This is a genomic window from Streptomyces sp. NPDC051104 (genome assembly GCF_040682835.1).
Lineage (GTDB): Bacteria > Actinomycetota > Actinomycetes > Streptomycetales > Streptomycetaceae > Streptomyces > Streptomyces cynarae.
The window spans coordinates 1-14,162 of the sequence record NZ_JBFBBS010000025.1; the positions used below are offsets into that span (position 1 = coordinate 1).

General features: G+C 71.2%; 10 protein-coding genes and 4 pseudogenes. 5 read left to right on the forward strand and 9 right to left on the reverse strand.

Features of this window, described 5'->3' with window-relative positions; translation table 11 throughout:
- Nucleotides 1-180, reverse strand: a 180-nt coding sequence (locus tag AB0N14_RS27405) for a response regulator (RefSeq protein ID WP_366028375.1), incomplete at its 3' end; no start/stop codon positions are given.
- A gap of 363 nt (nucleotides 181-543) precedes the next feature.
- Nucleotides 544-894: a chorismate mutase gene (locus AB0N14_RS27410; protein ID WP_366028376.1), complete on the reverse strand. Its 351-nt coding sequence runs from the start codon at nucleotides 892-894 to the stop codon at nucleotides 544-546.
- 198 nt (nucleotides 895-1,092) lie between these two features.
- Between AB0N14_RS27410 and AB0N14_RS27415 the strand changes: the two genes are divergently transcribed.
- Nucleotides 1,093-1,989: a hypothetical protein gene (locus AB0N14_RS27415; RefSeq protein WP_366028377.1), complete on the forward strand. Its 897-nt coding sequence runs from the start codon at nucleotides 1,093-1,095 to the stop codon at nucleotides 1,987-1,989.
- Between the two features lie 234 nt (nucleotides 1,990-2,223).
- Nucleotides 2,224-2,967 carry an ankyrin repeat domain-containing protein gene (locus AB0N14_RS27420; RefSeq protein WP_366028378.1) on the forward strand — a complete coding sequence of 248 codons (744 nt, stop codon included), beginning with the start codon at nucleotides 2,224-2,226 and terminating at the stop codon, nucleotides 2,965-2,967.
- Nucleotides 2,968-3,034: 67 nt separating this feature from the next.
- Here the strand turns inward: AB0N14_RS27420 and AB0N14_RS27425 are convergent, their stop codons facing one another.
- Nucleotides 3,035-3,184: a hypothetical protein gene (locus AB0N14_RS27425; RefSeq protein WP_366028463.1), complete on the reverse strand. Its 150-nt coding sequence runs from the start codon at nucleotides 3,182-3,184 to the stop codon at nucleotides 3,035-3,037.
- A gap of 149 nt (nucleotides 3,185-3,333) precedes the next feature.
- Between AB0N14_RS27425 and AB0N14_RS27430 the strand changes: the two are divergent.
- Nucleotides 3,334-3,831 (forward strand): annotated as a pseudogene (locus tag AB0N14_RS27430) (nitronate monooxygenase); the annotation flags it as partial.
- Here AB0N14_RS27430 and AB0N14_RS27435 read toward each other — a convergent pair.
- The 3 genes and pseudogenes from AB0N14_RS27435 to AB0N14_RS27445 form a co-directional block, all read right to left on the reverse strand.
- On the reverse strand, nucleotides 3,815-4,972 hold the full coding sequence (locus AB0N14_RS27435) for an acetyl-CoA C-acetyltransferase (RefSeq protein WP_366028379.1): 1,158 nt from the start codon (nucleotides 4,970-4,972) through the stop codon (nucleotides 3,815-3,817). The pseudogene AB0N14_RS27430 and the gene AB0N14_RS27435 sit on opposite strands and share 17 nt — an antisense overlap.
- 42 nt (nucleotides 4,973-5,014) lie before the next feature.
- A complete protein-coding gene (locus tag AB0N14_RS27440; protein ID WP_366028380.1) occupies nucleotides 5,015-5,659 on the reverse strand; it encodes a TetR/AcrR family transcriptional regulator in 645 nt (214 codons plus the stop codon).
- A gap of 41 nt (nucleotides 5,660-5,700) precedes the next feature.
- A pseudogene (locus AB0N14_RS27445) lies at nucleotides 5,701-6,505 on the reverse strand (SDR family oxidoreductase).
- Nucleotides 6,506-6,573: 68 nt separating this feature from the next.
- Here AB0N14_RS27445 and AB0N14_RS27450 point away from each other — a divergent pair.
- Nucleotides 6,574-6,699 (forward strand): annotated as a pseudogene (locus AB0N14_RS27450) (acyl-CoA dehydrogenase); the annotation flags it as partial.
- A pseudogene (locus AB0N14_RS27455) lies at nucleotides 6,684-6,812 on the forward strand (acyl-CoA dehydrogenase); the annotation flags it as partial. The pseudogenes AB0N14_RS27450 and AB0N14_RS27455, both read left to right, overlap by 16 nt.
- Before the next feature lie 6 nt (nucleotides 6,813-6,818).
- On the opposite strand, the gene AB0N14_RS27460 reads toward AB0N14_RS27455, so the two are convergent.
- From AB0N14_RS27460 to gltB, 3 genes are all read right to left on the reverse strand, one after another.
- Entirely contained in the window at nucleotides 6,819-7,541 is a 723-nt protein-coding gene (locus AB0N14_RS27460) for a VWA domain-containing protein (RefSeq protein WP_366028381.1), read from the reverse strand.
- A gap of 210 nt (nucleotides 7,542-7,751) precedes the next feature.
- Nucleotides 7,752-9,215, reverse strand: coding sequence for a glutamate synthase subunit beta (locus AB0N14_RS27465; protein WP_366028382.1), 1,464 nt, complete (start codon nucleotides 9,213-9,215; stop codon nucleotides 7,752-7,754).
- Complete coding sequence (gene gltB, locus AB0N14_RS27470; RefSeq protein WP_366028458.1) at nucleotides 9,208-13,830, reverse strand: glutamate synthase large subunit; 4,623 nt, start codon at nucleotides 13,828-13,830, stop codon at nucleotides 9,208-9,210. The genes AB0N14_RS27465 and gltB overlap by 8 nt, the downstream gene beginning before the upstream one ends.
- Nucleotides 13,831-14,162 lie beyond the last annotated feature (332 nt).

Sequence of the window (14,162 nt, forward strand, 5' to 3'; positions counted from 1 at the left end):
CTTGGGCATGCGCACGTCGAGGAGCAGAAGACCGACCTGGCCGCGCAGCACTTCCTTGAGTGCGGCGTCGCCGTTGGTCGCGCGGGTCACGCGGTAGCCCAGTGGGGCGAGGGCGCTTTCCAGCGCGTAGAGCGTGTCCACATGGTCGTCGACGATGAGAATCCTGGCATCAGACGGCATGGCCCGAGGTCCCCTCGCTTGGGCAACCAGCTTATGCCGGACCCGTCTTACCGCGCGCACCTTTGACCGGACAAAGAGCCTTTCGGCCGATTCAGAAGCGTACATCTGTCCGACGGCCGTTCGATCGATCGACCGTATGTGCGCCGGTCGGTGCGCGGTGGCCGCCCGGGTGGCCGGCTGCCTGCCGGGCGTCCCCGCGGCGGTGCCGCCCCGCGTCCGCGGCCGCTCGGCAGCCGGGGGCCCTCCCGGCCGGCCGGACTCCCGTGCGCCCCCGGCGCGGCACGTGCGGTGAGGTGTGGAAGGCGTGGTGTGGAAGGCGCGGTGTGGAAGGCGCGCCGCAGGAGGCGTGGCAGGCCGCGGGTGTCACTCCGTGGGGGCGTCCGTCGCCGATGTGGCGTCCTCGGCGATGCTCTCGTGGTGGCGGATGACCTCCGCGATGATGAAGTTGAGCAGCTTCTCGGCGAACGCGGGATCGAGTTTCGCGCTCTCGGCGAGCCGGCGCAGCCGGGCGATCTGAGCGGCCTCCCGCGCCGGATCGGCGGGCGGCAGCTGGTGCGCGGCCTTGAGGTGGCCGACCTGCTGCGTGCACTTGAAGCGCTCGGCGAGCATGTGGACGACGGCGGCGTCGATGTTGTCGATGCTGTCGCGCAGCCGGGCCAGTTCGGCGCGCACGGCCGGGTCGACGTCTCCGGTGGTGCTGTGGCGGGTGGTCATGGGCGACCACCCTACGGGGCGCGCCGTTCCCCGATCATCGGCGTCCGCAGTGCGGATCGCTCCCCTCCGCGCGCCTCGCGCACGACCGCCCGCCGAGGGCGCACCACCCCCGTGGCGCGGCACCGCGTGTACGCTCCGCCCCCGACCGCGAGCCCGCCTACAGTGGAAGCACAGCCGGCGTCTTCAGGGGGTGCGGACGTGGCGAACGGCGGACCGGTCGAGCACGGCTATCCACATCTGGACACGGTGCGGGCGGCCATCACCGCCCTGTACAGGCGGCTTTCGTACGACACCGTCCGCACCTTCGCGACCAGCGTGCTCCCCGCCGACGTCACCTTCTGCGACCAGGACGACCTGCACCTGGGGGCGCAGCGGGTGGCGCGCGAGCTGGTACGGCACTACCGGCTGCCGGACGCCCGGATGATCGTCAGCTTCCGTGCGATGATGCACGCGGCGAACGTCGAACTCGCCGCGGGTCCCGAGTACTTCGTGGAGCTCAACGACCGGTTCCGCACCCATCGCCGGGACATCGGCGCGGCCCTCGCGCATGAGGTGATGCACGTCTATCTGCACCGTCTCGGCCTGTCCTTCCCCGGCACGCGTGACAACGAGATCCTCACGGACACGGCGGCGACGTATCTGGGCGCGGGTTGGCTGCTGCTGGACGCCTTCCGCGAGGACGGGGTGTCGTCGCAGAAGCTCGGCTACCTCACCCCGGAGGAGTTCGGCTACGTCCTCGCCAAGCGGGCGCTGGTGTTCGGCGAGGACCCCGCGGTCTGGTTCACCAGCCCGCAGGCGTACACGGCGTACCTGAAGGGCATGGCGCAGGCCCGTCGTGACGAGCAGCAGCCGCCGCTGACCGCGGCCGGCTGGGCGGGCCGCCGCCGCTACGCCAGGGACCGCCGGTCGGCCCGGGACCACCTGGCCGTCGACCCGCACCCGGGCGTCCCGTACTCCTTCACCCCGGCAGACCGCGGCCCGCTGCGCGTCTGCTTCCCGTGCCCGACCTGCCACCAGCGGATCCGGGTGCCGGTACGGGGGCGGGTGCGGGCGCGCTGCGGACTGTGCCGCACCGTACTGGAGTGCGACACGTGAGGTGCGGCCGTCTCCCGAAGCGACCGGAGCGCCAGGTGCGAGGTGCGGCCGTCTCCCGAAGCGACCGGAGCGCCAGGTGCGAGGTGCGGCCGTCTCCCGAAGCGACCGGAGCGCCACGTGTGAGGTGCGGTCGCCCGGTGCGACCTGTGAGGCGGCTCGGAGGCAGAGCGGAGGTGGCACAGAACACCTCATATGTCTTTGCGCCCGCGGCCCTCTCGGAGCGAGGGTCGAGTCATGAACACGCACGAGCCGCCAGGGCTGTTCGCGGCGGTGTACGCGGGGGACGAAGACGCGGTCCTCCGGCTGCTGCGCACGGGTACGAGCCCCGAGTCGACGGATGAGGAGGGCCAGACGGCCCTGTATCTGGCGGCGGTGAGCGACGCTCCGGGCGTCGCCCGGCTGCTGCTGGCGGCAGGCGCCGACCCCGACCGTCTCAGCGCGGGCGCCGACGCTCCCCTGTGCGGCGCCGCCTGCGGGGGCCATACCGAGGTCGTACGGGCGCTGCTGGCGGCCGGCGCGGATCCGGATCTGGAGGAGGGGTACGGGTTCCGCGCGCTGACATGGGCGGTGCAACGGGGCCACGCCGAGGTCGTCCGGCAGCTGCTCGCGGCCGGTGCGAACCCGGACCTGCCCGGCCCCGCCGGGGAACCTCCGCTGGTGGCGGCCGCCCGCCGCGGCTCCCCCGCCTGCGTGAGGGCCCTGCTGGACCATGGCTCCCGGGCGCGGCGGGAAGCGCTCGCCGAGGCGCGGCGCTGGCTGGCACTGGACGTCGCGGCCGAGCTCCGGGCGGGCCTGGAGGCGGCATACGGCCCGGGGCACGAGTACGTCACGCGCCGCTGGGAGCAGGAGCCCGGCACGGTGACCGTCGAGGTCGCCCTGGTGCGCGACGGCCGGCCGGCGGCGGGGAACGACCAGCAGACTGGACACCGCCTGATCGTGGACCTGTTGCAGACGGGGCCCGGCGCGCTCACCGGGTGAGGCGGGCAAGCGGGGGCGCGGGCCTGATGGCCCACGCCCCTGAAGCTCCCCGAAGCTCCTGTGACGCTCACTCCTCGTGCACTGCCACCGCCCGCCGGGGCAGTGCCACGCACAGCGCCGCGCTCAGCACGAACACGCCCGTCACCCAGGGCATCGCTCCGGTCAACGCCCGCGTCGGACCGTGCGAGAGGTGCTCGAAGAACACGGTGCCGACCACGGCCGCCCCGAGCGCCCCGCCGAACTGCTGGGCCGTGGAGAAGATGCCGGACGCGGCGCCCGCGAGAACGAGCCGAGGACCTGCGGCAGCAGTACCGCGGCCATGACGCCCTGCACGGCGCGGGCGGCGATCAGCTGGCCCGGTGTTGCATCGCGATGGGCACGCGGTTCCTGCTGACGTCGGACTCGACGGTGCCCGAAGCGGTGAAGGCGCGCCATCTGGCGGCGTCGGTGCGGGATGTGACGGTGACGACGGCGGTGGACGGGCTGCCGCACCGCATGCTGCGCACGCCGTTCGTGGACTCGCTGGAGCGCGCGGGCCGGGTGCGGGCGCTGCTGCGGGCGGCGTACGGGGCGTCGGCGTTCCGGAGGCTGTCGGGTCTGACGTGGCCGCGGATGATCCGCGACGGCCTCGCCCTGAAGCACGGCAAGGACCTGGGCTGGGGCCAGGTCCTGCTGGCGGCGAACACGCCGATGCTGCTCAGGGCGGCGATGGTGGAGGGGCGGACGGATCTCGGGGTGATGGCGTCCGGGCGGGTCGCCGGGATGATCGACGACCTGCCGTCGTGCGCGGAGCTGGTGGAGCAGATCATGACGGAGGCGGAGGAGGTGCTCGGGTCCTTGGAAGGGTTCAGAGCCGTTCGATGATCGTCACGTTGGCCTGGCCGCCGCCCTCGCACATCGTCTGCAGGCCCAGGCGGCCGCCGGTGCGCTCGAGTTCGTTCAGGAGGGTGGTCATCAGCTTGGCTCCGGTGGCGCCCAGGGGGTGGCCGAGGGCGATGGCGCCGCCGTTGACGTTGACCTTCTCCGGGTCGGCGCCGGTCTCCTTCAGCCAGGCGAGGACGACCGGGGCGAACGCCTCGTTGATCTCGACGAGGTCGATGTCGTCGATCACGAGCCCGGTCTTTTTCAGGGCGTGCGCGGTCGCCGGGATCGGGGCCGTCAGCATGCGGATCGGGTCCTCGCCGCGCACCGAGAGGTGATGGACCCGGGCGCGCGGGGTCAGCCGATGTTCCCGTACGGCCCGTTCCGAGGCCAGTAGCAGGGCCGCCGCGCCGTCGGAGACCTGCGAGGAGCAGGCGGCGGTGACGGTGCCGCCCTCCAGGACCGGCTTCAGCTCAGCCATCTTCTCCAGGGAGGTGTCCCGGCGCGGGCCTTCGTCGACCGTGACGTCCCCGTAGGCGACGGTCTCCTTCTCGAAACGGCCCTCGTCGATGGCGCGCACCGCCCGCTGGTGCGAGCGGAGGGCGTACTCCTCCTGGTCGCGCCGGGTGATGCCCCACTTGGCGGCGATCATCTCGGCGCCGACGAACTGGTTGACGGGTTGGTCGCCGTAGCGGGCCCGCCAGCCCTCGCTGCCCGCGAACGGCCCCTCGGTCAGCCCGAGCGGTTCGGCGGCCTGACGGGAGGCGAAGGCGATCGGGATCTGCGACATGTTCTGCACACCGCCCGCGACGACCAGGTCCTGGGTGCCGGACATGACGGCCTGCGCCGCGAAGTGCACGGCCTGCTGGGAGGAGCCGCACTGTCGGTCGACGGTCACGCCGGGCACCTCCTGCGGCAGCCCGGCGGCCAGCCAGCAGGTGCGGGCGATGTCCCCGGCCTGCGGCCCGACGGTGTCCAGGCAGCCGAGGACGACGTCCTCCACGGCTGCCGGGTCCACGCCCGAGCGCTCCATGAGGGCTTTCAGCACGTGCGCGCCCAGGTCGGCCGGATGGACCCCGCTGAGCCCGCCCCGGCGCCGCCCGACGGGCGTACGGACCGCTTCGACGATATAGGCCTCTGCCATGGTGGACTCCCTCGCACAGGACGACGGTTCACATACCGCTGCTCACGTGCTGCTGTGTTCCTGCTGCTCTTCGCGTACGGCGATCCCGTCGAGCACCATCGACAGGTACTGGCGGGCGATCTCCTCCGGGCTGTGCTGTCCGCCCGGCCGGTACCAGGAGGCGGCGACCCACACGGTGTCGCGCACGAACCGATAGGTGAGCCGGACGTCGAGGTCGGCCCGGAAGACCCGGTCGGCGACGCCCCGCTCCAGGGTGGACAGCCACGCCCTCTCGAACTTGCGTTGCGACTCGGCGAGGAACACGAACCGTTCCTGCGCCGCGAGCTGCTTGGACTCCTTCTGGTAGATCGCGACGGCCGCGCGGTGCCGGTCGATCTCCCGGAAGGACTCGGTGACCAGTGCCTCCAGCGTCTCCCTCGGGCCGAGGCCGGCGTCCAGGACGGTGTCGTAGCCGTCCCACAGCTCGTCCAGGAAGGTGCGCAGGATCTCCTCCAGCTTCGACTCCTTGGAGTCGAAGTGGTAGTAGAGGCTGCCCTCGAGCATTCCGGCGTGGTCGGCGATCGTGCGGACGGTGGTGGCGTTGTAGCCCTGCTCGGCGAAGACCTCGGCGGCGGTGTCGAGGAGTTCGCGGCGGCGGGCAGGCGCAGCGGGCACCTGGGGCTTCTTATCGGTCGGCTTGGTCGGCACGGATCCATTGTGATCCCGGGGGCGCGGGTCCATCGCCGGGCCTAGGGATGCCGGCTGACGGCGACGACCTCGCCGGTCATGTACGAGGAGTAGCCGGACGCCAGGAAGACGATCACGTTGGCCACCTCCCACGGCTCGGCGTGCCGTCCGAACGCCTCCCCCGCGGTCAGCTCCTGAAGCAGTTCGGGGGTCGTGACCTTCACCAGGTGAGGATGCAGGGCCAGGCTCGGAGCGACCGCGTTGACCCGCACCCCGTGCGGGGCCGCCTCCATGGCCGCGCACCGGGTCAGGGCCATCACGCCCGCCTTCGCGGCGGCGTAGTGCGCCTGTCCGGCCTGGGCGCGCCAGCCGAGCACCGAGGCGTTGTTGACGATCACGCCGCCGCCGGTCTCCTTCATGGCGCGCCGCCGGTCTCCTTCATGCCCGCAGGGCCGCGCGCAGGCACCGGAAGGCGCCGTTCAGCGTCACGTCCAGCACGCGCGACCACTGTTCGTCGGTCATGTCGACGAGCGCGGGGGTGCCACCCAGGCCGGCGTTGTCGACGACGATGTCGAGCCGGCCGTGGATTCGGACGGCGGTGTCGAAGAGGGCCCGGACCTGGGTCTCGTCGGTGACGTCGCACGGCAGCGCGGTCACCGAGCCCTCGAACTCCCCGGCCAGCTCCGCCTCGCACTGCTTGAGGCGGCGCACGTGCGCGTCGCTGATCAGGACGCGTGCGCCCTCCTCCAGGAACCGGCGCGCGGTCGCGCCGCCGAGCCCCGCACCGGCCGCCGCCGTGATCACGGCGGTGCGCTCCCGCAGCAGCCCGTGGCCGGGCACATACACCGGGCTCTCGACGCCTGTCATGGGTCCACGCCAACCTACCAAACCCTTGTTAGGGAAGATTGACGAAGAGCGGCGGAAGGACGGAGCGCGTGGACCTGACCCACTCCCCCGCGGACGAGGCCTTCCGCGCCGAGGCGCGGGCCTGGCTCGCGGCGCATGTGCCCGTGGCCCCGCTGCCCTCGCTGGAGACCGAGCAGGGCTTCGCGGCGCACCGGACTACACCGCCGAGTACGACCTGTCCCTGTGGCTCACCAAGGCGCGTGCGCTGCGCACGGCGTGGGGTGGGCCCGGCCAGTGCCGGGCAGTCGTCCTCGGCGCCCGCGGGTGAGGCGTCTCATCCGGCCACGATGCCCCGTGCCCGCGCCGCCGCCAGCCACTGCGGGAACTCGCCCACCAGCCGGTCGTACAGTTCCGCGTCGGGCACCGTCCGTGGGTCCGTACCGGCATGGAAGAACCCGGCGTTGTCGACGGCCCGCTTCTGCGGCACCGGGAGCTCGTCGAGCTTGCGCAGGAAATCGAACTGTCTGCTGTCCGGATCCCCGAACCCGATGAACTGCCAGAACATCGGCAGCTTCGCCGCCTTGCAGAGATGGCGCTCCGCGGCGAACTTGTCGATGGGGCCGCCGTCGGTCTGGAAGACGACCAAGGCGGGGGCCTTGGAGCCGCTGTCGAGGTAGTGGTCGACGACGGCGTCCATCGCGAGGTGGTAGCTGGTCTTGCCCATGTGTCCGAGACCGGAGACGATCCGGTCGATGCGGCCCCGGTGGTCGGCCAGGGAGATGTCGGAGACGGCGTCGACGTCGGTGGAGAAGAAGACGACCGGCACGCTCCCGTCGTCGTCGAGGTGCGCGGAGAGCCCCAGCACACGTTCGGCGAGCGCCTGCACGCTGCCGTCCTTGTAGTAGGGCCGCATGGATCCGGAGTAGTCGACCACGAGGTAGACGGCGGCCCGCTGCCCGTCGAGGCCGTGCTCGCGCAGCGAGACCCCGGCGGTCTTGTACAGGCTGACCAGCGCGGGGGCGGTCTGCTCCACCTTGGTCAGGCTGATCGCGGCCATGATGCTCCCCCTCGGTGCGGTGCGGGAACGCCGAGGCTACGCCACGACAGCCGCTCAAAGCGGCGGCGCCTGCCAGGTCGTCCGGTCGGGGACAAGATGGCAGGCGCCGCCTCGGGGGGTCTGGGGGGAACCCCCAGATATCCCGCCCGTACGCCTTTGTACGGGACGTCATATGAGTGACCGTCAGGTCACCGTCGGACCGTCAGACCGTCAGACCGTCAGCGCACGGTCCGTCGGCCGGATCGGGGCCGGCAGGTCGCTGGCACCGGTGAGGTAGCGGTCGGCGCCGCGGGCGGCCGAGCGGCCCTCGGCGATCGCCCAGACGATCAGCGACTGGCCGCGGCCCGCGTCACCGGCCACGAACACGCCCGGCACGTTCGTCTGGAAGTCGGCGTCGCGCGCGATGTTGCCGCGCTCGTCCAGCGCCAGGCCGAGCTGCTCGACCAGGCCGTTCTGCTGGTCGGTGCCGGTGAAGCCCATGGCGAGGGTGACCAGCTGGGCGGGGATCTTCCGCTCGGTGCCCGGCTTCTGCGTCAGCTTGCCGTCCACGAACTCGACCTCGGCCAGGTGCAGCCACTGCACGTTGCCGTCCTCGTCGCCCTCGAAGTGGGTCGTCGAGGCGGAGTAGATCCGCTCGCCGCCCTCCTCGTGGGCAGAGGTGACCTTGTAGAGGATCGGGAAGGTCGGCCACGGCTGGTTCGTCGGGTGCCGCTCGTCGTTCGGGCGGGGCATGATCTCCAGCTGCGTGACGGAGGCCGCGCCCTGGCGGTGGGCGGTGCCCACGCAGTCCGCGCCCGTGTCACCGCCGCCGATCACGACCACGTGCTTGCCCTCGGCCGAGATCGGGGGCGTGACGTAGTCGCCCTCCTGGACCTTGTTGGCCAGGGGCAGGTACTCCATCGCCTGGTAGATGCCCTTGAGCTCGCGGCCGGGGACCGGGAGGTCGCGGGCGGTGGTGGCGCCCGCGGCGATCACGATCGCGTCGTACCGCTTGCGCAGGTCCGACCCCTTCAGGTCACGGCCGATCTCGATCCCCGTACGGAAGCGGGTGCCCTCCGCGCGCATCTGCTCGATACGGCGGTTGATGTGCCGCTTCTCCATCTTGAACTCGGGGATGCCGTAGCGGAGCAGACCGCCGATGCGGTCCGCGCGCTCGTAAACGGCCACCGTGTGGCCGGCCCGGGTCAGCTGCTGGGCGGCGGCCAGACCCGCGGGGCCGGACCCGATCACCGCGACCGTCTTGCCCGACAGGCGCTCCGGGGCCTGCGGCTTGACGTCACCGCTGTCCCACGCCTTGTCAATGATCGAGACCTCGACGTTCTTGATGGTGACCGGCGGCTGGTTGATGCCGAGCACGCACGCCGACTCGCACGGAGCGGGGCACAGGCGGCCCGTGAACTCCGGGAAGTTGTTCGTGGCGTGCAGCCGCTCGGAGGCGGCCGTCCAGTCCTCGCGGTAGGCGTAGTCGTTCCACTCGGGGATCAGATTCCCGAGCGGACAGCCGTTGTGGCAGAACGGGATGCCGCAGTCCATGCACCGGCTGGCCTGCTTGCTGATGATCGGCAGCAGGGAGCCGGGGACGTAGACCTCGTTCCAGTCCCGGACGCGCTCCTCGACGGGACGGGACTTGGCGACCTCGCGGCCGTGGTTCAGGAAGCCCTTGGGATCAGCCATTGGTCGCCGCCTCCATCATCTTCTCGTGGGTCTCGGTCTCGGAGAGACCGGCTCGCTCGGCGGCGTCCTTGGCGGCGAGCACTGCCTTGTACGTGCTGGGGATGATCTTGCTGAAGCGGGTCACGGCCGTGTCCCACTCGGCGAGGAGCTTCTCGGCCACGGTGGAGCCGGTCTCCTCCTGGTGGCGGCGTACCACGTCGTGCAGCCACTGCTTGTCGGCGTCGTCCAGGGCCTCGACGGCGCCCAGGTTGCCGGCGTTGACGTTGTCGCGGTCCAGGTCGATGACGTACGCGACACCGCCCGACATACCGGCCGCGAAGTTGCGGCCCGTCTCGCCGAGGACCACCGCGTGGCCGCCGGTCATGTACTCGCAGCCGTGGTCGCCCACGCCCTCGGAGACGACCAGCGCACCCGAGTTGCGGACGCAGAACCGCTCGCCGACCTTGCCCCGCAGGAACATCTCGCCGCTGGTAGCGCCGTAGGCGAGGGTGTTGCCCGCGATGACGCTGTACTCGGCGAGGTGGTCGGCCTCGCGGTCCGGACGGACGATGATCCGGCCGCCGGAGAGGCCCTTGCCGACGTAGTCGTTGGCGTCGCCCTCCAGGCGCAGCGTGACACCGCGCGGCACGAAGGCGCCGAAGGACTGGCCCGCGGAGCCCGTGAAGGTGATGTCGATCGTGTCGTCGGGCAGGCCCGCGCCGCCGAACTTCTTCGTCACCTCGTGGCCGAGCATGGTGCCGACCGTGCGGTTGATGTTGCGGATCGCGACCTGGGCGCGCACCGGCTGCGCGTCGGCCTGGGAGTCCGCGTTCAGGGCGTCGGCGGCGAGCTTGATCAGCTCGTTGTCGAGCGCCTTCTGCAGGCCGTGGTCCTGCGCGATCACCTGGTGGCGCACCGCGCCCTCGGGCAGCTCGGGCACGTGGAACAGCGGCTCCAGGTCCAGGCCCTGCGCCTTCCAGTGGTTCACCGCGCGGGTGACGTCCAGGACCTCGGCGTGGCCGACGGCCTCCTCGATGGAGCGGAAGCCCAGCTCGGCAAGCAGCTCGCGGACCTCCTCCGCGATGAACCGGAAGAAGTTCACGACGAACTCGGCCTTGCCGGCGAAGCGCTCGCGCAGCACCGGGTTCTGCGTGGCGATGCCGACCGGGCAGGTGTCCAGGTGGCAGACGCGCATCATGACGCAGCCGGAGACGACGAGCGGCGCGGTCGCGAAACCGAACTCCTCGGCGCCGAGCAGCGCGGCGATGACCACGTCACGGCCGGTCTTCAGCTGGCCGTCGGTCTGCACGACGATGCGGTCGCGCAGGCCGTTGAGCAGCAGGGTCTGCTGGGTCTCGGCGAGGCCGAGCTCCCAGGGGCCGCCTGCGTGCTTCAGCGAGGTGAGCGGGGAGGCGCCCGTGCCACCGTCGTGGCCGGAGATGAGGACGACGTCCGCGTGCGCCTTGGACACGCCGGCCGCGACCGTGCCGACGCCGACCTCGGAGACCAGCTTCACGTGGATGCGGGCCTGCGGGTTGGCGTTCTTCAGGTCGTGGATCAGCTGCGCCAGGTCCTCGATGGAGTAGATGTCGTGGTGCGGCGGCGGGGAGATGAGCCCCACGCCCGGCGTCGAGTGCCGGGTCTTGGCCACCCACGGGTACACCTTGTGGCCGGGCAGCTGGCCACCCTCGCCGGGCTTGGCGCCCTGAGCCATCTTGATCTGGATGTCGTCCGCGTTGACCAGGTACTCGGAGGTCACACCGAAGCGGCCGGAGGCCACCTGCTTGATCGCCGAGCGGCGCGCCGGGTCGTACAGGCGCTCAGGGTCCTCGCCGCCCTCACCGGTGTTGGACTTGCCGCCCAGCTGGTTCATGGCGATGGCGAGAGTCTCGTGCGCCTCCTGGGAGATGGAGCCGTACGACATGGCGCCCGTGGAGAACCGCTTGACGATCGACGAGACCGGCTCGACCTCCTCGATCGGGATCGGCCCCCGGTCCGACTTGAAGCCGAACAGGCCGCGCAGCGTCATCAGGCGCTCGGACTGCTCGTTCACGCGGGCCGTGTACTTCTTGAAGATGTCGAAGCGGCCGGTGCGCGTGGAGTGCTGGAGGCGGAAGACCGTCTCCGGGTCGAACAGGTGCGGCTCGCCCTCGCGGCGCCACTGGTACTCGCCGCCGATCTCCAGCGCGCGGTGCGCGGGAGCGATGCCGGAGGCCGGGTAGGCCTTGGCGTGGCGGGCGGCGACCTCCTGGGCGATGACGTCGATGCCGACGCCGCCGATCTTGGTGGCCGTGCCGCTGAAGTACTTCTCGACGAAGGCCTCGTCCAGGCCGACCGCCTCGAAGACCTGGGCGCCACGATAGGAGGCGACCGTCGAGATGCCCATCTTGGACATGACCTTCAGGACGCCCTTGCCGAGGGCGTAGATCAGGTTGCGGATGGCCTGCTCGGGCTCGGCGCCGGGCAGGAACGTCCCTGCACGGACGAGGTCCTCGACGGACTCCATCGCCAGGTACGGGTTGACGGCGGCGGCGCCGTAGCCGATGAGCAGGGCGACGTGGTGGACCTCGCGGACGTCGCCTGCCTCGACCAGCAGGCCCACCTGGGTGCGCTGCTTGGTGCGGATGAGGTGGTGGTGGACGGCCGCGGTGAGCAGCAGCGACGGGATCGGCGCGTGCTCGGCGTCCGAGTGCCGGTCCGACAGGACGATCAGACGCGCGCCGTTCTCGATGGCGGCGTCGGCCTCGGCGCAGATCTCCTCCAGGCGCGCGGCGAGGGCGTCACCGCCGCCGTGCACCCGGTACAGGCCGGACAGCGTGGCGGCCTTGAACCCGGGCATGTCGCCGTCGGCGTTGATGTGGATGAGCTTGGCCAGCTCGTCGTTGTCGATCACCGGGAAGGGCAGCACGACGCTGCGGCAGGAGGCCGCGGTCGGGTCGAGCAGGTTGCCCTGCGGGCCCAGCGAGGAGCGCAGCGAGGTGACCAGCTCCTCGCGGATCGCGTCCAGCGGCGGGTTGGTGACCTGCGCGAACAGCTGGGTGAAGTAGTCGAAGAGCAGGCGCGGACGCTCGGACAGCGCCGCGATGGGCGAGTCGGTGCCCATGGAGCCGATCGGCTCGGCGCCGGTCTTGGCCATCGGCGCGACGAGGACGCGCAGCTCCTCCTCGGTGTAGCCGAAGGTCTGCTGGCGGCGGGTGACCGAGGCGTGGGTGTGCACGATGTGCTCACGCTCGGGCAGGTCGCTCAGCTCGATCTCGCCGGCCTCCAGCCACTCGGCGTAGGGCTGCTCGGCGACGAGGGTCGCCTTGATCTCGTCGTCCTCGATGATGCGGTGCTCGGCGGTGTCCACGAGGAACATGCGGCCGGGCTGCAGGCGGCCCTTGCGGACGACCTTGGCGGGGTCGATGTCGAGGACGCCGACCTCGGAGGCGAGCACGACGAGGCCCTCGTCGGTCACCCAGTAGCGGCCGGGACGCAGGCCGTTGCGGTCGAGCACGGCGCCGACCTGGACGCCGTCGGTGAAGGTGACGGTGGCCGGGCCGTCCCAGGGCTCCATCATCGTGGAGTGGAACTGGTAGAAGGCGCGCCGGGCCGGGTCCATGGCCTCGTGGTTCTCCCACGCCTCCGGGATCATCATCAGCACGGAGTGCGGCAGGGAGCGGCCACCGAGGTGGAGCAGCTCGAGCACCTCGTCGAAGGAGGCGGAGTCGGAGGCGTCCGGGGTACAGATCGGGAAGATCCGCTCCAGCTTCTCCTGCGGGCCGAGCAGGTCGGAGATCAGCTGCGACTCGCGGGCGCGCATCCAGTTGCGGTTGCCCTTGACCGTGTTGATCTCGCCGTTGTGCGCGACGAAGCGGTACGGGTGGGCGAGCGGCCAGCTCGGGAAGGTGTTCGTGGAGAACCGCGAGTGGACGAGCGCGATGGCCGTGGCGAAGCGGCGGTCGGACAGGTCCGGGAAGAAGGGCTCGAGCTGGCCGGTGGTCAGCATGCCCTTGTACACGATCGTGCGCGCGGACAGCGACGGGAAGTACACGCCGGCCTCGCGCTCGGCGCGCTTGCGCAGCACGAACGCCTTGCGGTCGAGGTCGATGCCCTTGCTCACGCCTCCCCCAGACTCCGTCTGGGAGGTGCCCCCCGTCACGAACAGCTGGCGGAAGGCGGGCATCGTGGAACGGGCGGTGGCACCGAGCAGCTCGGGGGCGACCGGGACGTCGCGCCAGCCCAGGACGGTCAGGCCCTCCTCGGCGGCGATCGCGTCGATCGTCGAGGCGGCCTCGGCGGTGCCGTCCTCGGGCAGGAAGGCGATACCGACGGCGTAGGCGCCCGCCTCGGGCAGTTCGAATCCGGCCACCTCGCGGAAGAAGGCGTCGGGGACCTGGGAGAGGATGCCGGCGCCGTCACCCGAGTCGGGCTCGGAGCCGGTGGCACCGCGGTGTTCCAGGTTGCGCAGAACCGTGAGCGCCTGCTCGACCAGCGCATGGCTCGCCTCGCCGGTGAGGGTGGCCACGAAGCCGACGCCACAGGCGTCGTGCTCGTTGCGGGGGTCGTACATACCCTGCGCAGCAGGGCGAGCATCCATGAAGGACCAGTTCTGGCCATTCGCGGAGTGCTGGGACGGCTGGCGCGGCGTACGCATCGGCTCTCCCGTCGTCGTCATGTGGCATATGCAGGTGCCGAGGGACGACGTTGGCCCTCTGCGAAGAGTGCAAAATTTCGTGCAGGTTACATGATGGAGCGGTTCTCGGGAACCGGGACAGCCCGTTCCAACATGCGGACGTCGCCGGGCGTGGCGCGGGTTACACGCACGGCGATGGAGTGGAGGGGGCACAAGCGGACAGATCAATGTCCGTCGACCCGGATACGGAGGGCAACATCGCCCACCGGGAGGGGTGCGGAGCAGGCGTCATTGCCCGCGGCGCTTACGGCTCATGCCCGCTGGTCAAGCACGCGAAACCGTCGAGTAACAAC

Coding starts and splice junctions, on each gene's coding strand:
- AB0N14_RS27410 (WP_366028376.1), bottom strand. CDS start 894: ATGACCACCCGCCACAGCACCACCGGAGACGTCGACCCGGCCGTGCGC.
- AB0N14_RS27420 (WP_366028378.1), top strand. CDS start 2,224: ATGAACACGCACGAGCCGCCAGGGCTGTTCGCGGCGGTGTACGCGGGG.
- AB0N14_RS27435 (WP_366028379.1), bottom strand. CDS start 4,972: ATGGCAGAGGCCTATATCGTCGAAGCGGTCCGTACGCCCGTCGGGCGG.
- AB0N14_RS27460 (WP_366028381.1), bottom strand. CDS start 7,541: ATGGCCGCGATCAGCCTGACCAAGGTGGAGCAGACCGCCCCCGCGCTG.
- AB0N14_RS27465 (WP_366028382.1), bottom strand. CDS start 9,215: ATGGCTGATCCCAAGGGCTTCCTGAACCACGGCCGCGAGGTCGCCAAG.
- gltB (WP_366028458.1), bottom strand. CDS start 13,830: ATGCGTACGCCGCGCCAGCCGTCCCAGCACTCCGCGAATGGCCAGAAC.